Source organism: Solicola agrisoli, from assembly GCF_049059935.1.
Lineage (GTDB): Bacteria > Actinomycetota > Actinomycetes > Propionibacteriales > Nocardioidaceae > JAURVT01.
This window is the reverse complement of the sequence record NZ_JBMGQR010000022.1, coordinates 1-20049: the sequence shown is the minus strand read 5'-3', so window position 1 is coordinate 20049 and position 20049 is coordinate 1. Positions and strand designations below refer to the sequence as shown.

At 69.9% G+C, this 20049-nt stretch carries 13 protein-coding genes; 8 read left to right on the top strand and 5 right to left on the bottom strand.

Features of this window, described 5'->3' with window-relative positions; translation table 11 throughout:
• Positions 1-315 precede the first annotated feature (315 nt).
• On the top strand, positions 316-3783 hold the full coding sequence (rpoB, locus tag ACI6PP_RS10165) for a DNA-directed RNA polymerase subunit beta (RefSeq protein ID WP_421111328.1): 3468 nt from the start codon (positions 316-318) through the stop codon (positions 3781-3783).
• 85 nt (positions 3784-3868) lie between these two features.
• The gene (locus ACI6PP_RS10160; protein ID WP_421111327.1) at positions 3869-7744 is read left to right on the top strand and encodes a DNA-directed RNA polymerase subunit beta'; all 3876 of its coding nucleotides are present in this window, start codon (positions 3869-3871) and stop codon (positions 7742-7744) included.
• Between the two features lie 397 nt (positions 7745-8141).
• On the opposite strand, the gene ACI6PP_RS10155 is transcribed toward ACI6PP_RS10160, so the two are convergent.
• Genes ACI6PP_RS10155 through ACI6PP_RS10145 form a run of 3 tightly spaced genes read right to left on the bottom strand, consistent with a single transcriptional unit; the run spans position 8142 to position 11424 of the window.
• Positions 8142-9182, bottom strand: a complete 1041-nt coding sequence (locus ACI6PP_RS10155; protein WP_421111325.1) for an acyltransferase family protein — start codon at positions 9180-9182, stop codon at positions 8142-8144.
• Between the two features lies 1 nt (position 9183).
• A complete protein-coding gene (locus tag ACI6PP_RS10150; protein ID WP_421111323.1) occupies positions 9184-10236 on the bottom strand; it encodes an acyltransferase family protein in 1053 nt (350 codons plus the stop codon).
• Between the two features lie 30 nt (positions 10237-10266).
• Positions 10267-11424: a hypothetical protein gene (locus ACI6PP_RS10145; RefSeq protein WP_421111321.1), complete on the bottom strand. Its 1158-nt coding sequence runs from the start codon at positions 11422-11424 to the stop codon at positions 10267-10269.
• Between the two features lie 205 nt (positions 11425-11629).
• Between ACI6PP_RS10145 and ACI6PP_RS10140 the strand changes: the two genes are divergently transcribed.
• The 5 genes from ACI6PP_RS10140 to tuf all read left to right on the top strand — a co-directional run bounded on the left by ACI6PP_RS10140 (position 11630) and on the right by tuf (position 17488).
• The gene (locus tag ACI6PP_RS10140) at positions 11630-12916 is read left to right on the top strand and encodes a hydroxyacid-oxoacid transhydrogenase (RefSeq protein ID WP_421111319.1); all 1287 of its coding nucleotides are present in this window, start codon (positions 11630-11632) and stop codon (positions 12914-12916) included.
• Positions 12917-13168: 252 nt separating this feature from the next.
• Complete coding sequence (gene rpsL / locus ACI6PP_RS10135) at positions 13169-13543, top strand: 30S ribosomal protein S12 (protein WP_421111317.1); 375 nt, start codon at positions 13169-13171, stop codon at positions 13541-13543.
• The gene (gene rpsG / locus ACI6PP_RS10130; RefSeq protein WP_421111316.1) at positions 13543-14013 is read left to right on the top strand and encodes a 30S ribosomal protein S7; all 471 of its coding nucleotides are present in this window, start codon (positions 13543-13545) and stop codon (positions 14011-14013) included. Before rpsL ends, rpsG begins: the two co-directional genes overlap by 1 nt.
• Positions 14014-14097: 84 nt before the next feature.
• Positions 14098-16215, top strand: a complete 2118-nt coding sequence (gene fusA / locus ACI6PP_RS10125) for an elongation factor G (RefSeq protein WP_421111315.1) — start codon at positions 14098-14100, stop codon at positions 16213-16215.
• A gap of 79 nt (positions 16216-16294) precedes the next feature.
• On the top strand, positions 16295-17488 hold the full coding sequence (gene tuf / locus ACI6PP_RS10120) for an elongation factor Tu (RefSeq protein ID WP_421111314.1): 1194 nt from the start codon (positions 16295-16297) through the stop codon (positions 17486-17488).
• 74 nt (positions 17489-17562) lie between these two features.
• On the opposite strand, the gene ACI6PP_RS10115 is transcribed toward tuf, so the two are convergent.
• Positions 17563-19161, bottom strand: coding sequence for an amidase (locus ACI6PP_RS10115; protein ID WP_421111312.1), 1599 nt, complete (start codon positions 19159-19161; stop codon positions 17563-17565).
• Positions 19158-19454, bottom strand: coding sequence for a hypothetical protein (locus ACI6PP_RS10110; protein ID WP_421111311.1), 297 nt, complete (start codon positions 19452-19454; stop codon positions 19158-19160). The genes ACI6PP_RS10115 and ACI6PP_RS10110 overlap by 4 nt, the downstream gene beginning before the upstream one ends.
• Before the next feature lie 171 nt (positions 19455-19625).
• Here ACI6PP_RS10110 and ACI6PP_RS10105 point away from each other — a divergent pair.
• Positions 19626-20049, top strand: a 424-nt coding sequence (locus ACI6PP_RS10105) for a cation diffusion facilitator family transporter (RefSeq protein ID WP_421111309.1), incomplete at its 3' end; no start/stop codon positions are given.

The following is a 20049-nucleotide window of genomic DNA, read 5'->3' as shown; positions in this document are numbered from 1 at the left end:
ATCTCCGGCGCACGCCCACGGGCGCCGTCGTCCACACGGTTGTGGGCGATGTGCTTGACCTGCCGGGCCGCAGGGGCCATGCTCTAGCCACGCATGACCGGCTCGTCGTCGGCGGCCCAGTGGTAGATCTCCGGCGCTCGCCGGGTGGTCCCGGGTCCCAGATGAGCCCCGGGCTTGTGTTACTGGTGCTGTCCGGACTAGTCTGTTCATTTGCGCTGCCTTTACTGTCTGCAGAACCCCTTGACCGGGGTCCTTCGGCATGTCTTCGCACCGCCAGCCGTACCCGGGAACTGAGAGCCTTCGGAAGGACCCCTCTTGGCCGCCTCGCGCAACGCCGCCACCTCCACGATCCACCCCCGCCGCATCTCGTTCGCCAAGATCTCCGAGCCTCTCGAGGTTCCCGAGCTCCTGGCGCTGCAGACCGACGCCTTCGCCTGGCTGTCCGGTGACGAGTCCTGGCAGGCTCGAGTGCAGGAGGCACTGGACGCCGGTCGCACCGACGTCTCCACCAAGTCCGGTCTGGAGGAGATCTTCGAGGAGATCTCGCCGATCGAGGACTTCTCCGGGACGATGAGCCTGTCGTTCCGCGACCACCGGTTCGAGCCCCCCAAGAACTCGGTCGAGGAGTGCAAGGACCGCGACGTCACCTACGCCGCGCCCCTGTTCGTCACCGCCGAGTTCATGAACAACGAGACCGGCGAGATCAAGAGCCAGACGGTCTTCATCGGTGACTTCCCGCTGATGACCGACAAGGGCACCTTCATCATCAACGGCACCGAGCGTGTCGTCGTCAGCCAGCTCGTCCGCTCGCCCGGCGTCTACTTCGAGCGCAGCGCCGACAAGACGTCCGACAAGGACATCTACACCGCCAAGGTCATCCCCTCGCGCGGTGCGTGGCTCGAGTTCGAGGTCGACAAGCGCGACACCGTCGGCGTCCGCCTTGACCGCAAGCGCAAGCAGAGCGTCACCGTGCTGCTCAAGGCGCTCGGCTGGACCGAGGCCCAGATCCTCGAGGAGTTCGGCCAGTACGAGTCGATCCGCCTGACGCTGGAGAAGGACCACACCGCCGGCCAGGACGACGCGCTGCTCGACATCTACCGCAAGCTGCGTCCGGGCGAGCCCCCGACGCGCGAGGCGGCGCAGACGCTGCTCGACAACTACTACTTCAACGGCAAGCGCTACGACCTCGCGAAGGTCGGCCGCTACAAGATCAACAAGAAGCTCGGCCAGACGCAGCCGTTCGACCAGCAGACGCTGACCATCGACGACATCGTCGCCGCGATCCGCTACCTCGTCGCGCTCCACGCCGGCGAGACCGAGCTCGAGGCGCCGGCCGGTCAGACGTTCGTCGAGGCCGACGACATCGACCACTTCGGCAACCGCCGCATGCGCACGGTCGGCGAGCTGATCCAGAACCAGCTCCGCACGGGCCTGGCCCGCATGGAGCGCGTGGTCCGCGAGCGGATGACGACCCAGGACGTCGAGGCCATCACGCCGCAGACCCTGATCAACATCCGTCCGGTCACCGCGGCGCTGAAGGAGTTCTTCGGCACCTCGCAGCTCAGCCAGTTCATGGACCAGAACAACCCGCTGGCCGGTCTGACCCACAAGCGTCGCCTGTCGGCGCTCGGCCCGGGTGGTCTGTCGCGTGAGCGCGCCGGCTACGAGGTCCGTGACGTCCACCCGTCGCACTACGGCCGCATGTGCCCGATCGAGACTCCCGAGGGCCCGAACATCGGCCTGATCGGCTCGCTCGCGTCGTACGGACGGATCAACTCGTTCGGCTTCGTCGAGACGCCGTACCGCAAGGTCATCGACGGCAAGGTCAGCGCGCAGATCGACTACCTCACCGCGAGCGACGAGGACCGGTACATCGTCGCCCAGGCGAACTCGATCCTGAACGAGGACGGCTCCTTCGCCGAGGAGCGCGTCCTGGTCCGCCAGCGTGACGGTGAGGCCGACCTGCTTCCCCGTGACGAGGTCGACTACATGGACGTCTCGCCGCGCCAGATGGTGTCGGTGGCCACGGCCCTGATCCCGTTCCTGGAGCACGACGACGCCAACCGCGCGCTCATGGGCTCCAACATGCAGCGCCAGGCCGTCCCGCTGATCCGCAACGACGCCCCGCTCGTCGGCACCGGCATGGAGTTCCGTGCCGCCGTCGACGCCGGTGACGTCACCGTCGCCAAGAAGCCCGGCGTCGTCGCGGAGGTCTCGGCCGACTTCGTCGAGATCATGCAGGACGACGGCACCTACCAGACCTACCGTCTGGCCAAGTTCCGTCGCTCCAACCAGGGCACCTGCATCAACCAGCGCCCGCTGGTCGTCGAGGGTCAGCGCGTCGAGGTGGGCACCCCGCTCGCCGACGGCCCCTGCACCGACGAGGGCGAGATGGCGCTCGGCACCAACCTGCTCGTGGCGTTCATGCCGTGGCAGGGCCACAACTACGAGGACGCCATCATCCTCAGCCAGCGCGTCGTCCAGGACGACCTGCTGACCTCGATCCACATCGAGGAGCACGAGGTCGACGCCCGCGACACCAAGCTCGGCCCGGAGGAGATCACCCGCGACATCCCGAACGTCAGCGACGAGATGCTCGCCGACCTCGACGAGCGCGGCATCATCCGGATCGGTGCCGAGGTCGGCAACGGCGACGTCCTCGTCGGCAAGGTCACGCCCAAGGGCGAGACCGAGTTGACCCCCGAGGAGCGGCTGCTCCGCGCGATCTTCGGAGAGAAGGCGCGCGAGGTCCGCGACACCTCGCTCAAGGTCCCCCACGGCGAGTCCGGCACGGTCATCGGTGTCCGCGTCTTCGACCGCGAGGACGGCGACGAGCTGCCCCCGGGCGTCAACCAGCTGGTCCGCGTCTACGTGGCCCAGAAGCGCAAGATCTCCGACGGTGACAAGCTCGCCGGCCGTCACGGCAACAAGGGCGTCATCTCCAAGATCCTCCCCGTCGAGGACATGCCGTTCCTCGAGGACGGCACCCCGGTCGACATCGTGCTCAACCCGCTGGGCGTGCCCGGCCGGATGAACGTCGGCCAGGTGCTGGAGACCCACCTCGGGTGGGTGGCCAAGACCGGCTGGAAGGTCGACGGCGACACCGAGGACTGGGAGAAGCGCCTCAAGCTGATCGGCGCCGACGAGGCCCCGGCCAACTCGAACATCGCGACCCCCGTCTTCGACGGTGCGCGCGAGGACGAGATCCAGGGCCTGCTGGCCTCGACCCTGCCCAACCGCGACGGCCAGCGCATGGTCGGCCGCGACGGCAAGGCGATGCTGTTCGACGGTCGCTCGGGCGAGCAGTTCCCCGACGCGGTCTCGGTCGGCTACATGTACATGCTGAAGCTGCACCACCTGGTCGACGACAAGATCCACGCGCGCTCGACCGGCCCGTACTCGATGATCACGCAGCAGCCGCTGGGTGGTAAGGCGCAGTTCGGTGGCCAGCGCTTCGGCGAGATGGAGGTCTGGGCGCTCGAGGCGTACGGCGCCGCGTACGCGCTGCAGGAGCTCCTGACCATCAAGTCCGACGACATCCTCGGACGCGTCAAGGTCTACGAGGCCATCGTCAAGGGCGAGAACGTGCCCGAGCCCGGCATCCCCGAGTCCTTCAAGGTGCTCGTCAAGGAGATGCAGTCGCTGTGCCTGAACGTCGAGGTCCTCTCGAGCGACGGCACCGCGGTCGAGATGCGTGACGCCGAGGAAGACGTCTTCCGAGCCGCGGAGGAGCTGGGCATCGACCTGTCCCGCCGCGAGCCCAGCAGCGTCGAAGAGGTGTGAGCACGTCGGCGGCCCCGGACACCCGGGGCCGCCGGCCCTCGCCCCTCACCCATTAGGAACACAAGCAAAGGGAAGTGCGACAAACGTGCTCGACGTGAACTTCTTCGATCAGCTGCAGATCGGCCTGGCGACTGCAGATGACATCCGCACCTGGTCACACGGCGAGGTGAAGAAGCCCGAGACCATCAACTACCGCACGCTCAAGCCCGAGCGTGACGGCCTCTTCTGCGAGAAGATCTTCGGTCCCACCCGGGACTGGGAGTGCTACTGCGGCAAGTACAAGCGCGTGCGCTTCAAGGGCATCATCTGCGAGCGCTGCGGCGTCGAGGTGACCCGCTCCAAGGTCCGTCGCGAGCGCATGGGCCACATCGAGCTCGCCGCGCCCGTCACGCACATCTGGTACTTCAAGGGCGTCCCGAGCCGTCTGGGCTACCTGCTCGACCTCGCGCCGAAGGACCTCGAGAAGGTCATCTACTTCGCGGCCTACATGATCACCAAGGTCGACGAGGACTCGCGTCACCGCGACCTGTCCTCGCTCGAGTCCAAGATCGACGTCGAGCGCAAGAACCTCGAGACCCGTCGCGACAACACCATCGAGCAGCGCATGACCAAGCTCGAGGAGGACCTCGCGGCCCTCGAGGCCGAGGGTGCCAAGGCCGACGTGCGTCGCAAGGTCAAGGAGGGCGCCGAGCGCGAGGTCAAGCAGCTGCGTGACCGCTCGCAGCGCGAGATCGACCGCCTCGACGAGGTGTGGAGCCGCTTCAAGAACCTCAAGGTCCAGGACCTCGAGGGCGACGAGATGCTCTACCGCGACATGACCTACCGCTTCGGCAAGTACTTCGAGGGCTACATGGGCGCCGCGGCGATCCAGAAGCGCCTCCAGGACTTCGACCTCGCGGCCGAGGCCGACTCGCTGCGCGAGACGATCGCCACCGGCAAGGGCCAGCGCAAGACGCGCGCCATCAAGCGCCTCAAGGTCGTCTCGGCGTTCATGGCCAACGACTCCAAGCCCTCGGGCATGGTCCTCGACGCCGTCCCGGTGATCCCGCCGGAGCTGCGTCCCATGGTCCAGCTCGACGGTGGCCGCTTCGCCACGTCGGACCTGAACGACCTGTACCGCCGCGTGATCAACCGGAACAACCGGCTCAAGCGTCTGCTCGACCTCGGTGCGCCCGAGATCATCGTCAACAACGAGAAGCGGATGCTGCAGGAGGCCGTCGACTCGCTGTTCGACAACGGCCGTCGCGGTCGTCCCGTCACCGGACCGGGCAACCGTCCGCTGAAGTCGATCTCCGACATGCTCAAGGGCAAGCAGGGTCGCTTCCGTCAGAACCTGCTCGGCAAGCGCGTCGACTACTCCGGCCGTTCGGTCATCGTCGTCGGCCCGCAGCTCAAGCTCCACCAGTGCGGCCTGCCCAAGCAGATGGCGCTCGAGCTGTTCAAGCCGTTCGTGATGAAGCGCCTGGTCGACCTGAACCACGCGCAGAACATCAAGAGCGCCAAGCGGATGGTCGAGCGCGCGCGCCCGGTTGTCTGGGACGTCCTCGAGGAGGTCATCGCCGAGCACCCGGTCCTGCTGAACCGTGCGCCCACGCTGCACCGCCTCGGCATCCAGGCGTTCGAGCCCCAGCTGATCGAGGGCAAGGCCATCCAGATCCACCCGCTCGTCTGCTCGGCGTTCAACGCCGACTTCGACGGCGACCAGATGGCGGTGCACCTGCCGCTGTCGGCCGAGGCCCAGGCCGAGGCGCGGATCCTCATGCTCTCGACCAACAACATCCTCAAGCCGGCCGACGGCCGCCCGGTCACCATGCCCACCCAGGACATGATCATCGGGCTGTACTTTCTGACGCTCGACCGCACCGGTCACGTCGGCGAGGGACGCGCGTTCGGCTCGGTCGCCGAGGCGATCATGGCGTTCGACCGCAAGGAGATCACGCTCCAGTCGAAGGTCAAGATCCGCTTCGACGAGGTCGTCCCCGGCCACGGCCTGGAGACCCCCGAGGGCTGGGAGCCCGGCAAGCCGCTGATCATGGACACGACCCTCGGTCGCGCCCTGTTCAACGAGGCCCTGCCGGTCGACTACCCGTACGTGGAGTACCAGGTCGGCAAGAAGCAGCTGGGCGTGATCGTCAACGACCTCGCCGAGCGCTACTCCAAGGTCGACGTCGCCACGGCGCTCGACGCGCTCAAGGACACCGGCTTCCACTGGGGCACCCGCTCGGGCGTCACGATCTCCATCGAGGACGTCGTCACCCCGGTCCGCAAGCAGGAGATCCTCGCCGGCTACGAGGACCAGGCCGCCAAGGTCCAGACGCAGTTCTCGCGTGGTCTGATCACCGACGACGAGCGTCGTCAGGAGCTCATCGAGATCTGGACCCAGGCGACCAACGAGGTCGCCGCGGAGATGGACGGGACGTTCCACGAGGACAACCCGATCTACATGATGGTCAACTCCGGTGCCCGCGGTAACACCATGCAGGTCCGGCAGATCGCGGCCATGCGTGGTCTGGTGGCCAACCCCAAGGGCGAGATCATCCCGCGTCCGATCAAGGCCAGCTACCGCGAGGGCCTGTCGGTGGTCGAGTACTTCATCGCCACCCACGGTGCTCGCAAGGGCCTGGCCGACACCGCGCTCCGCACCGCCGACTCCGGCTACCTGACGCGTCGACTCGTCGACGTCAGCCAGGACGTCATCATCCGCGAGGAGGACTGCGGCACCGAGCGCGGCCTGCCCAAGCAGATCGCGACGCGCCTGGAGGACGGCCGCCTGGTCGTCGCCGAGAACGTCGAGACCTCGGCGTACTCGCGCTGCGCCGCCACGGCCATCACGAACCCGGAGACGGGCGAGGAGATGATCGCGGCCGGTGGCGACCTCGGCGACGTCGAGATCGACGCGCTGGTGCACGCGGGCGTCGAGTCGGTCAAGGTCCGCACGGTCCTGACCTGCGAGGCCCGCACCGGTACCTGCGCCAAGTGCTACGGCCGGTCGCTCGCGACGGGCCAGCTCGTCGACATCGGCGAGGCCGTCGGCACCATCGCGGCCCAGTCGATCGGTGAGCCCGGCACGCAGCTGACCATGCGCACCTTCCACACCGGTGGTGTGGCCGGTGACGACATCACGCACGGTCTGCCCCGCGTCGTCGAGCTGTTCGAGGCACGTCAGCCCAAGGGTCGTGCGCCGATCACCGAGTCCGCCGGTCGCATCCAGATCGACGACTCCGACAAGTCGCGCAAGATCATCGTCGTGCCGGACGACGGCTCGGAGCACCAGGAGTACCCGGTCTCCAAGCGGTCGCGCCTGCGCGTCGCCGACGGCGACCACGTCGAGGTCGGCGACCAGCTGACGCACGGCACGCCCGACCCGCAGGACGTCCTGCGGATCCTCGGTGTGCGCCGGGCGCAGGAGCACCTCGTGGACGAGGTCCAGGAGGTCTACCGCAGCCAGGGCGTGGCGATCCACGACAAGCACATCGAGATCATCGTCCGGCAGATGCTGCGCCGGGTGACGATCATCGAGCAGGGCGACTCGACCCTGATCCCCGGTGACCTCGCGGACCGTGCGCGGTTCGAGGAGGAGAACCGTCGGGTCGTGTCCGAGAGCGGCACCCCCGCTGCCGGTCGTCCGGTGCTCATGGGCATCACCAAGGCGTCGCTCGCGGTCGAGTCGTGGCTGTCGGCAGCGTCGTTCCAGGAGACCACCCGGGTGCTGACGGACGCCGCCATCCACGGCAAGTCCGACCAGCTCCGCGGTCTCAAGGAGAACATCATCATCGGCAAGCTGATCCCCGCCGGCACCGGCCTGGAGCGTTACCGCAACATCCGGGTGGAGCCGACCGAGGAGGCGCGCGCCGCGGCCTACACCGTCAGTGGCTACGAGTCGTACGACTACGACTTCGGCGCCCCGAGCGGCCAGTCCGTCGCGCTCGACGACTTCGACTTCGGGACCTTCTCGAACTAGTCGTCACCCGCACCACCAGCCAGGGCCCCCGAGGACGCCAGTCCCCGGGGGCCCTGCTGCGTCCCCACCCGACCGTCCGTCCTGTACGCCGAGTGGCGCAAATCCGGGGTCGACACGCCGAGCTCGGCCCGATTCTGCGCCACTCGCCTCGGGTTTTGCGCCACTCGGCGACACGAGCTGAGCCGGGGCGGCAGGCCCCCGCCGGAAGCCCGGGACATCCCGACACCTCCGGCTCGGCCCTCGCCCCACGACGTCATCGCTGCGCCCTTGCACCGAGTGGCGCAAACCTGTGCCCGAGTGGCGCAACATCGGGCCGGATCGCGCGTGTTGACCCCGAATTTGCGCCACTCGGCGGGGAGGGGCGGAAGAGGCGAGGGGAAGGGGGAGGGGGGTGGGGTCAGCGGGCGCGGCGGGAGGAGGGGCGCATGAGCCAGCGCAGCTGGGGGGCGAGGACGGGGGCGAAGAGGGTCGAGACGGGGCGCGTCATCAGCGCGGTGGCGAGCAGGGCCGCGCCGAGGCCGACGCCGACGACGGCGAGGGTGCCGTAGGCCTGCAGGTCGGTGAAGACGCCCGCCTGGCGCAGGACGATCACCACGAAGCCGTGGAGCAGGTAGGCGTACAGCGTGCGCTCGCCAAGGCTCGAGTACCAGGCGGCCCGGCGCGGGACGAGCGACAGGGCCGCGAGGCTCATCGCGAAGCCCAGCGCCAGCAGCCCGGCGCGCACCGCCATGCCGTCGAGGGGGCCCGCGTCCAGCTCCCCGTAGCCGTCGTTGAAGTACAGCCAGCTGACGGTCCAGCCCTCCGACCAGAGCCAGCTGGCGACGAAGGTCCCGGCGAGCAGGACGACGGCGGCCACGCGCACCCAGGTGCGGGTCAGGGCCTCGAAGTGCTCACGCGTGAGGTACATGCCCGCGACGTAGAACGGCAGGAACCCCAGGACGCGCTTGATCTCGAGGACGTTGTCGGGCGCGGCCAGGCCGCCGACGAGCGACACGACCACCGCCACCAGCACCGGGTGCCGCAGCGCGAGCCAGATCGGGGTGGACAGCCTCCACACGAACAGCGCCGCGAGGAACCACGACAGCCAGTTCGGGTCCAGCAGGGCCCAGCTGAGCGCGTCGCCGGACTCCCAGCGGTCCGTGAGGTTCAGTGCGACGTTGACGAGCAGGTACGGCACGACCAGCGACCCGAGCATCCGCTGCACCTGACGGGCGTCGCCCCGGTACCTGCGGGCGGTGTAGCCCGAGACGAGGACGAACACCGGCATGTGGAACAGGAAGGCCCAGGAGTAGACGACCCGGCCGAGGTGGACGTCCTGCAGGTCGGTCATGAAGTGGCTGACGACCACCAGGATCATCACGCCGAAGCGGGCGTTGTCGAGGAACGGGTCGCGCACCCGGGTGGGGGGCGCGGTCTCGCGGGCGAGGGTCTGGCTCACGTCAGCGCTCGATCCGCTGGGCGTCGCGCTTGAACAGCCACGTCAGCGACGGCTCGAAGAACGGCCGGAAGAGCCGGGCCACCGTCCGGGTCATCAGGACGTGCGCCAGCGCCGCCGCGGCGACGACCGCCACGGCGACCCCGGCGAGGCCGCGGTCGGCGAGCGCGTCGAAGGCGCCGCTGTAGACCAGGACCAGGACCACGAAGCCGTGGAGCAGGTAGGGGTAGAGGGTGCGCTCGCCGGTGCTGCTGAACCACGCCCGACGCTGCGGCACGAGCGCCAGCGCCGACACGGCGAGCACGAGCCCGACGACGAGCAGCAGGGCCCGGATCGCGAGCCCCTCCAGCGGCCCGGCCGACAGCGGTGCCTCGGAGTAGCCGTCGCGGAAGTACAGCCAGCTGATCGTCCAGCCGTCGGACCACACCGCGCAGACGACGAACGCCACGACCAGCGCGACGACGGCCCCCGCGCGGACGGCGGGCTGGACCAGCCGGTCGAAGTGGTCCTTGGTCAGGTAGAGCCCCGCGACGTAGAACGGCAGGAACCCGATCACCTGCGGCAGCCCGAGCACGTCGCCGACGGGCACCAGACCGCCCAGGAGCGACACGGCGACGGCGACGGCCACCGGCCAGCGCACGGCCAGCCAGATCGGCGTGGTCAGGCGCCAGATGAACAGCGCGGCGATGAACCACGTCAGCCACTCGGGCTCCAGGACGTGCAGCCGCACCGGCTCGCCGGCCAGCACCGCCTCGGTCACCTCGAGCAGCGTCTCGACGAGCAGGTACGGCACGACCAGGGTGCTCACCATCCGGCGCACCTGCCGCGCGTCACCGGTATGACGGCGGGCGGTGTACCCCGAGATCAGGATGAACACCGGCATGTGGAACAGGTAGAGCCACGTGTACGCGACGCGCACGCCGGGCACGTCCTGCAGGTGGGTCAGGAAGTGCCCGACGACCACCAGCAGCATCACCCAGTAGCGGGCGTTGTCGAGGAAGGGGTCGCGCGACCGCACCGGCGGGGTCACCGGCGCGAGCGTGGTCGCGGACGTCATCGGCTCGAGACCTGTCGGGTCCGGGACGGATCAGCTCGAGGGCGGCGAGTAGAACAACGCCACGTAGTTGCCCCGGCCGGACTGGATGTACGTCGCGCTCACCTGCAGGCCCCGGGTGGTGGTCTGCGCGGTGTAGGTCGTGCTGATCTCGTTGCGGTCCTCGACGATGTCCTGCGTGGGGGCGCCGGAGTCGCTGAACGGCAGCACGTACGAGCGCGCGATGGCGTCGGCGTTGATGTCGCGGTCGGCGACCATGATCGCGAACCCGGGGACGTAGCCGCTCAGGAGCAGCGTGGTGTCGTCGCGCACCGTCCACTGGTCGTTCAGCAGCGGGGAGCCGGCCGTGCTGGGCGCGGTGGTGGTGGGCTCGACGAAGGCGCCCTCGACGGCAGGCGCCGGGGTCGGCGTCGGCACGGGGGACGGCGACACGCTCGGGCTGGGGTCGTCGGACTCGATCTGCGTCGGGTCGGCGGTGTTCTGCAGCGTCACCGTCATCACCGGACGGTTCTGCGCGCCCGGGGGAGCGGTGCCGGTGGCGACCTGACCGGGGTCGACCGAGATGACCACGCTCAGCTGCTGGTCGTCGTCGGTGACGCCCTCCTGGGTGAGCGAGCAGCCGGTGTAGACCTCGTTCTCGGCCCGGCAGTACGACGACCAGTTCTTCGGGTCGATCCCGTTGTCGGGCAGCACCGACGCCAGCTGTGCGAGCAGCTCCTGCAGCACCTCGGCCGGGTCGCCGTCGACGCGCAGCAGCGCGGTGGTGATGTCGGCCGGCGGCGGGTCCTCGAGCTCGATGAAGCTGTCGCGGCTCGGGCTGGGCGAGGGGCTCGGCGTGGCCGACTCCGAGGGCTCGCCGCTCTCGAGACGCTTGCGAGCCTCCTCGGCGGCGCGTTCCTGGCGGGCCTCCTCGAGCTGGCCCTGGAACGCCTCGATCACGCGGGGGCTGCGCTTGCGGACCAGCGGTCCGAGCTGGGTGGCGCCGTCGGGCACGGACAGCCCGTAGCCGAGCGGGCTCTCGGTCGACGTCTCGTGCTGGGCGACCGCGCCCTCGGTGGACTCGCTGGACGGCTCGGACGGCGACGGGGTGCCGTCGCCGGCGTCGGTGCAGGCGGCCAGGCCGCCGGCGAGCGCGAGCGTCAGGGCGAGCGCTCCGGCGCGGCGGCGCAGGGGCGTTCGAGACTGGCGCATGGTCCCTCCGGGGATGTCGATCGTCGCTGGCCCCCAAGCGTAGGGGGTGCGGGGGCGTCCGTCGGCAGGTGTGGCGGGCGCGGACGGGGCCACGTGGTCGGCGCACCAGCGGCGCGCGGTGACACCAGGGCAACGTCCGGGAAACACCCGGGCGTGCCCGCCGGTACGGTGGCGTGCGTCACCACCATCTCCGGGAGGCACCCGCGTGTCCACGATCGCCGACGGATCAGAGACCGTCTTCACCTACGGCTCGCCGCAGCTCAAGTTCGGCGTGGGGGCGAGCCGGGAGGTCGGGCACGACCTGGCCGCGCTCGGGGCCGGGCGCGTGCTCGTGGTCTCCGACCCGTCGATCGAGGCCTCCGGCACGCTCCAGCAGGTGCTCGACGCGGTGACGTCCGCGGGCGTCGAGACGGTCGTCTACGCACGGTCGCGGGTCGAGCCCACCGACGAGAGCCTGGCCGACGCGGTCGAGTTCGGCCGCGCGCACGGCCCGTACGACGCGGTGCTCGCGGTGGGCGGCGGGTCGTCCATCGACACCGCCAAGGCCGTCGACCTGCTCTGCACCAACGACGGCGAGCTGATGGACTACGTCAACGCCCCCGTGGGCGGCGGACGGGCGCCGAGCTCCCCGCTGCTGCCGCTCGTCGCGGTGCCGACGACCACCGGCACGGGCAGCGAGAGCACCACGATCTGCGTGCTCGACGTCCTGGCCCAGCACGTCAAGACCGGCATCAGCCACCCGCGCCTGCGCCCCACGATGGCCGTGGTCGACCCGCTGCTCACGCTCAGCCAGCCCTCCGGGGTCACCGCCGCGGCGGGGATGGACATCCTGTGCCACGCGCTGGAGTCCTACACGGCGCGTCCGTTCACCTCCTACGAGCGCAAGCAGCCCCAGGACCGCGTCCCGTACTGCGGGGCCAACCCGGTCTCGGACCTGTGGTCGGAGAAGGCGCTGACGCTGCTGTCGACGGCGTTCCGCCGGTCCGTCTCCCACGGCGACGACCTGCAGGCGCGCACCGACATGGCCCTCGCGTCCACCGTCGCGGGCATGGGGTTCGGCAACGCCGGCGTGCACATCCCGCACGCCAACGCCTACCCGATCGCGGGCCAGGTGCGCGGGTTCCACCCCGAGGGCTACCCCGGCACCGAGGCGATGGTGCCGCACGGCATGGCGGTGTCGCTGACGGCGCCCGAGGCGTTCCGCTACACCTTCGAGGCCTCGCCCGAGCGCCACCTCCGCGCGGCCGACCTGCTCGAGCCCGGCGGCGAGCGTCCCTCCGACCCGGCCGACGTGCTGCCGGCCGTCCTCACCCGGCTCATGCGCGACGTCGGGCTGCCCTCGGGCATCGGCGCGGTGGGCTTCGGCGAGGACGACGTGCCCGCGCTCGTCGAGGGGGCGCTCAAGCAGGAGCGGCTGCTGGCGACCTCGCCGCGCCCGGTCGACGCGGACGCCGCCGCGGCGATCCTCACCGCGTCCGTCGAGCTCTGGTGAGCGCCGCCCCGGGCCGCGCACCACGTCGAGGGGCCCGAGGCAAGCACCGACCCACCGCGTTTTGACCCTTCCTGGCCGCGCGGGTAGTCTTGATCCTTGTGCCCGAGCCGCATCGGCTCAAGCACCTCTCGCGCGTGCCCGGATCGCTCCGACCAGCATGCGTCCCGAGCTCGAAGACCCGGCATCCCCGGCCCTGTTTGCACGACGGGTCGGTGCTGCCACCACCACGCCGGACGATAGAAAGAAGTGCTCGTGCCCACGATCCAGCAGCTGGTCCGCAAGGGCCGACAGGACAAGCTGGCCAAGCCCAAGACGCCTGCGCTCAAGGGTTCGCCTCAGCGCCGCGGTGTCTGCACCCGCGTCTACACCACGACGCCGCGCAAGCCCAACTCGGCGCTGCGCAAGGTGGCCCGCGTCAAGCTGAGCAGCGGCATCGAGGTCACGGCCTACATCCCCGGCGTGGGCCACAACCTGCAGGAGCACTCGATCGTCCTCGTCCGCGGTGGCCGCGTGAAGGACCTCCCGGGTGTCCGCTACCAGATCATCCGCGGCTCGCTCGACACGCAGGGCGTCAAGAACCGCAAGCAGGCTCGCAGCCGCTACGGCGCGAAGAAGGAGAAGAGCTGATGCCGCGCAAGGGACCCGCCCCGCGTCGACCCATCGAGATCGACCCGGTCTACGCCAGCCCCCTGGTCACGCAGCTGATCAACAAGGTGCTCGAGGACGGCAAGAAGGCCGTGGCGCAGCGCATCGTGTACACCGCCCTGCGCGGTGCGCAGGAGAAGAGCGGCACCGACCCCGTCGTCACGCTCAAGCGCGCGCTCGACAACGTCAAGCCCACGCTCGAGGTCAAGAGCCGCCGCGTCGGTGGCGCGACCTACCAGGTGCCGATCGAGGTGCGCGCCACCCGCGCGAACACCCTCGCCCTGCGCTGGCTCGTCAAGTACTCCTCCGAGCGTCGCGAGAAGACCATGGCCGAGCGCCTCATGAACGAGCTGCTCGACGCCTCGAACGGCCTCGGCGGCAGCGTCAAGAAGCGCGAGGACACGCACAAGATGGCCGAAGCCAACAAGGCGTTCGCCCACTACCGCTGGTGATCACGCCCCCGCCCCACCCGGGCGGGACCCCGGCTCCGGCCGGATCCAGCACCCCACACTCGACAGCAAGGGAAGTCACTCAAGGTGGCCGTTGACATCACCACCGACCTGACCACGGTGCGCAACATCGGCATCATGGCTCACATCGACGCCGGCAAGACCACGACGACCGAGCGGATCCTGTTCTACACCGGGATCAACTACAAGATCGGCGAGGTCCACGACGGCGGCGCCACGATGGACTGGATGGAGCAGGAGCAGGAGCGCGGCATCACGATCACGTCCGCCGCGACCACCTGCTGGTGGAAGAACCACCAGATCAACATCATCGACACCCCCGGTCACGTCGACTTCACCGTCGAGGTCGAGCGCTCGCTGCGCGTCCTCGACGGCGCCGTCGCCGTGTTCGACGGTGTCGCCGGTGTCGAGCCCCAGTCCGAGACCGTCTGGCGCCAGGCCGACAAGTACGGCGTCCCGCGCATGTGCTTCGTCAACAAGCTGGACCGCACCGGAGCGGACTTCTTCTACTGCGTCCGCACCATCGTCGAGCGCCTCGGCGCGACGCCGCTGGTGCTGCAGCTCCCGATCGGCGCCGAGGGCGACTTCCTCGGAGTCGTCGACCTCGTCGGCATGCGTGCCCTGACCTGGCGCGGCGAGACCGCGATCGGTGAGGACTACGACGTCGAGGAGATCCCGGCCGAGCTGGCCGATCAGGCCGCGGAGTACCGCGAGAAGCTGCTCGAGGCCGTCTCGGACCACGACGAAGAGGTCATGGAGCTCTTCCTCGAGGGCGAGGACGTCCCCGTCGAGGTCCTGCGCGCCGCGATCCGTCGCGTCACGTTGGCCGCGTCGGCCGTGCCCGTGCTCTGCGGCACCGCGTTCAAGAACAAGGGCGTCCAGCCCCTGCTCGACGCGGTCGTGGACTACCTGCCCTCGCCCATCGACGTCGGAGCCGTCCACGGCAAGGACGTCAAGGACGAGAGCATCCAGGTCGACCGCGAGCCCAGCGAGGACGAGCCCTTCGCGGGCCTGGCCTTCAAGGTCGCCTCCGACCCGCACCTCGGCAAGCTCACCTACGTCCGCGTGTACTCCGGTCGTCTGGAGGCCGGTTCCTCGGTGCAGAACCCCACCAAGGGCCGCAAGGAGCGGATCGGCAAGATCTACCAGATGCACGCCAACAAGCGTGAGGAGATCGCGTCGGTCGGCGCCGGCCAGATCGTCGCCGTGATGGGTCTGAAGGACACCACCACCGGCGAGACCCTGTGCGACCCGGCCAAGCCGGTCACGCTCGAGTCGATGACGTTCCCGGCCCCGGTGATCGAGGTCGCGATCGAGCCCAAGACCCGCAGCGACCAGCAGAAGCTGGGCACCGCGATCCAGCGCCTCGCCGAGGAGGACCCGACCTTCACCGTCCACACGGACGACGAGACGGGCCAGACCATCATCGGCGGCATGGGCGAGCTCCACCTCGACATCCTCGTCGACCGCATGAAGCGCGAGTTCAGCGTCGAGGCCAACGTGGGCAAGCCCCAGGTGGCCTACCGCGAGACCATCAAGCGCAAGGTCGAGAAGGTCAGCTACACCCACAAGAAGCAGACCGGTGGGTCGGGCCAGTTCGCCAAGGTCATCATCAACATCGAGCCGACGAGCCCCGCGTTCGTGCCCGAGGGCGAGGGTGGCTACGAGTTCGCCAACGAGGTCACCGGCGGTCGCATCCCGCGCGAGTACATCCCCTCGGTCGACGAGGGCGCGCAGGACGCGATGCAGTTCGGCGTGCTGGCCGGCTACCCGATGGTCGACGTCAAGGTGACGCTGACCGACGGTGCCTACCACGACGTCGACTCCTCGGAGCTGGCGTTCAAGCTCGCCGGTTCCCAGGCGTTCAAGGAGGCCAGCCGCAAGGCGGACCCGGTCATCCTCGAGCCTGTCTTCGCCGTCGACGTCACCACGCCCGAGGACTACATGGGCGACGTCATCGGTGACCTCAACTCCCGCCGTGGCCAGGTCCACGCGATGGAGGAGGGCATGGGCGGTGCGCGACTGGTCAAGGCACTGGTCCCGCTGTCCGAGATGTTCGGCTACGTCGGCGACCTGAGGTCCAAGACCTCGGGACGTGCGTCGTACTCGATGCAGTTCGACTCCTACGCCGAGGTTCCCAAGAACGTCGCGGAAGAGATCATCAAGAAGGCCCGGGGCGAGTGACCTCGCCGGTCACCCTGCACCTAGGGTGACCACCAGGGGTACGACCCGTACACACCACATACATCCAGGAGGAGCCCCAGTGGCTAAGGCGAAGTTCGAGCGGACCAAGCCGCACATGAACATCGGCACCATCGGTCACATCGACCACGGCAAGACCACCTTGACCGCGGCGATCACGAAGGTGCTGCACGACAAGTACCCCGACCTGAACCAGGCGTCGGCGTTCGACCAGATCGACAAGGCTCCCGAGGAGCGTCAGCGCGGCATCACGATCTCGATCGCGCACGTCGAGTACCAGACCGAGTCGCGTCACTACGCGCACGTCGACTGCCCCGGGCACGCCGACTACGTGAAGAACATGATCACCGGTGCGGCTCAGATGGACGGCGCGATCCTCGTGGTCGCCGCCACCGACGGCCCCATGCCCCAGACGCGTGAGCACGTGCTGCTCGCCCGCCAGGTCGGCGTGCCGGCCATGGTCGTGGCGCTCAACAAGTGCGACATGGTCGACGACGAGGAGATCCTCGAGCTCGTCGAGCTCGAGGTCCGCGAGCTGCTCAGCGACCAGGACTTCGACGGCGACAACGTCCCCGTCGTCAAGGTCGCGGCGCACCCCGCCCTCACCGGCGACGAGAAGTGGGCCGACTCGATCCTCGAGCTCATGAACGCCGTCGACGAGTACATCCCGCAGCCGACGCGTGAGACCGAGAAGCCCTTCCTCATGCCCGTCGAGGACGTCTTCACGATCACCGGTCGTGGCACCGTCGTCACCGGTCGCATCGAGCGCGGCGTCGTCAAGGTCAACGAGACCGTCGACATCGTCGGCATCCGTGAGACCAAGCAGACGACGACCGTCACCGGCATCGAGATGTTCCGCAAGCTGCTCGACACGGGCGAGGCCGGCGAGAACGTCGGTCTGCTGCTCCGTGGCACCAAGCGCGAGGACGTCGAGCGCGGCATGGTGATCATCGCCCCCGGGACGACGACGCCGCACACCGAGTTCGAGGGCCAGGTCTACATCCTGTCCAAGGACGAGGGTGGCCGTCACACGCCGTTCTTCAACAACTACCGTCCCCAGTTCTACTTCCGCACGACGGACGTGACTGGTGTGGTGGACCTCCCCGAGGGCACCGAGATGGTCATGCCGGGTGACAACACCGAGATGTCGGTGTCGCTCATCCAGCCGATCGCCATGGAGGAGGGCCTGCGCTTCGCCATCCGCGAGGGCGGCCGTACCGTCGGCGCCGGCCGTGTCACCAAGATCAACAAGTGACACTGCGCTGAACCCGTAGCACGAACGAAGCCCCCTTCCGCCCCAGGCGGGAGGGGGCTTCGTCGTGCCCGGCCTCAGGCGGTGACGGCGGCGACCTCCTCGGCGGTCAGCGCGAGAGCGTCGGGCGGCACGCGACGGCTGCGGGTGGACGCCGCGGCCGGCTCGGGCGGGCGGCGCAGGTGCCAGTCGGTGCTCGCCTGGTAGGCGGCGGCGAGCTCGAGCAGGCGGTCCTCCTCGTAGGGGCCCGCCCCGAGGATGGCGCCGACGGGGAGCGCGGGCGTCGTCGGCGTGGGCGTGGTGAACCCGATCGGCAGGCCCAGCTCGGGCAGGCCCAGCAGGTCGAACGGCACGACGTCGGTCTGCAGCACCACGTCGACGTCGCCGAGGAACCCGTCGAGGACCTCGCCCAGCAGGTGCGTCTTGGCCCGCTGGGCGGTGGCCCACTCGTCACCGGACAGCATCAGGCCCTGCAGCCACGAGAGCACCGAGACGCCGAACCCGCGCAGGTCGTCCTGCAGGTAGGGGCGGAACGGCTCGGACCGCTCGGGCAGCCGGCCCACGTTGAAGCCGGTGGTGAGCAGCGCCCAGTCGTCGGGGTAGACGACGTCGACCAGACGCACGCCGCGGACGGCTGACAGCGTGTCGAGGAAGGCCCGCCGGGCGGCCAGCTGGGCCGGAGGTGCCGTCGCGAGGAAGTCCGCCGGCACGCCGACCCTGGTCGAGCGACGCACCTGAACCCGCCCGCGCACCGTGACCGGCGTCGCCGCACGCACCAGGTCGGGGACGCGCGGGAGGCCCTGGGTGCGGGGGTCCTGGGCGTCCGCACCCGCCATCGCGGTGAGCATCAGCGCGGCGTCGAGCGCGTCGCGGGCGATCGGTCCCACGTGGTCGCGGGTGAACGACAGCGGGATGACGCCGTGCAGCGACACCCGACCCATCGTGGGCTTGAGGCCCGTCATGTTCTGCCGGTTCGCCGGCAGCACGATCGACCCGCCCGTCTGGGTGCCGATGGAGCTCGAGGCCATCCGCGCGGCGACCGCGCAGGCCGGGCCGGTGGACGAGCCGCCCGGGTCGGTGGACGGGTCCTGCGGCGTCCACGGGTTGACGGTGGTGACGGTCCCGTTGGGCAGGGTGGCCCGGGTGGTGGCCAGCGGGCCCATCTGTCCCTTGCCGAGCACGATGCCGCCGGCCTGGCGCAGGCGTGCGACGGCGGTCGCGTCGTACGTCGGCACGAAGTCCTCGAACAGGTAGGAGTTCGCCGTGGTGGGCACGCCGCGGGTGAAGTAGTTGTCCTTGATGCACAGGGGAGCACCCGCGAGCAGCCGGCGGTCACCCCGCCTGACCTTCCTCGCGGCCGCGAGAGCGGCGTCGCCGACCACCGCGTTCCAGGCCTTGAGCGTGCCGTCGACCGCGGAGATCCGGTCCAGGTGCGCCTGCACGAGGTCGACCGCCGAGAGGCGTCCGCGTCGCACGAGCGTCACGGCCTCGGCGAGCGTGGCCTCGACGGGGTCGCGGAGCGCCTCGGGCCGTACCGCGACGTCGACGGGCGAGGTGCGGCCCGCGGTCGTGGTGGCCGACGCCGGGGCGCCGAGCACGGCGGGTCCGGCGACCGAGGCCGCCGTGACGGCGGCGGACCTCGCGAGGAACGCCCGACGGTTGCTCGCGCGCGTCATCGGCCGACCTTCCCGGTCCAGGCCTGCGTGATGGACGGGTACAGCAGCGGGGGAGCGGCCTGCTGGGCGTACGCGTCGGCGTCGGGGCCGCTCGCGGGCGGCGCCCAGGTGCTGACGGTCGGCACCGCCGTGCGCAGGAAGGTGCGCAGCGAGGTCAGGGCCTGGGCGCGGCTGGGGGAGCCGGTGGCGGGGTCGGGTGTCTCCGGCAGCTGGTCGAGGTCGACGCCGGCGAGCGCGAGGCGTGCGCGGATGAGGACGTCGAGCTGCTCGTCGGTGGGTGCGGTGGGGGGCACGGGGGACTCCTTCGTGGTCGGGCCCACAGGTCACCACCTCGACGTCACGGCCCGATGACGGACGGCGACCCGCTGCGTGACGCCCCGCCCAGTCGACGACGGGCACCGTTCCCGTCCCAGATGCTGGCGTCACGGTCGGCGGACGTATGCACGTTCTCTAATATGGACGTCATGGGACACGACCACGCGCACGGTGCGTCGAGCGCGCACCGAGGACGGCTCGCGCTGGTCCTGGCGCTGACGCTGCTCGTGCTGGTGGTCGAGGTCGTCGTGGCGCTGGCGACCGGGAGTCTCGCGCTGCTCGCCGACGCCGGCCACATGGCCAGCGACGCCGGCGGCATCGCGCTCGCGCTCGCGGCCATCGCGGTGGGGCGACGCGGAGGAGGGCCGGGCTCGCGGCGCTCGTTCGGCAACCACCGCACCGAGATCCTCGCGGCCGCCGTGAACGGGGTCGTGCTGCTCGGCATCGCGACCTGGGTGGTGGTGAGCGCCGTCCGGCGCCTCGGCGACGCCCCGGAGGTGGACGGGTCGCTGATGCTGGCGGCCGGCGTCCTCGGCCTGGCGGCCAACCTGGTGGGCCTGTGGCTGCTGCGGC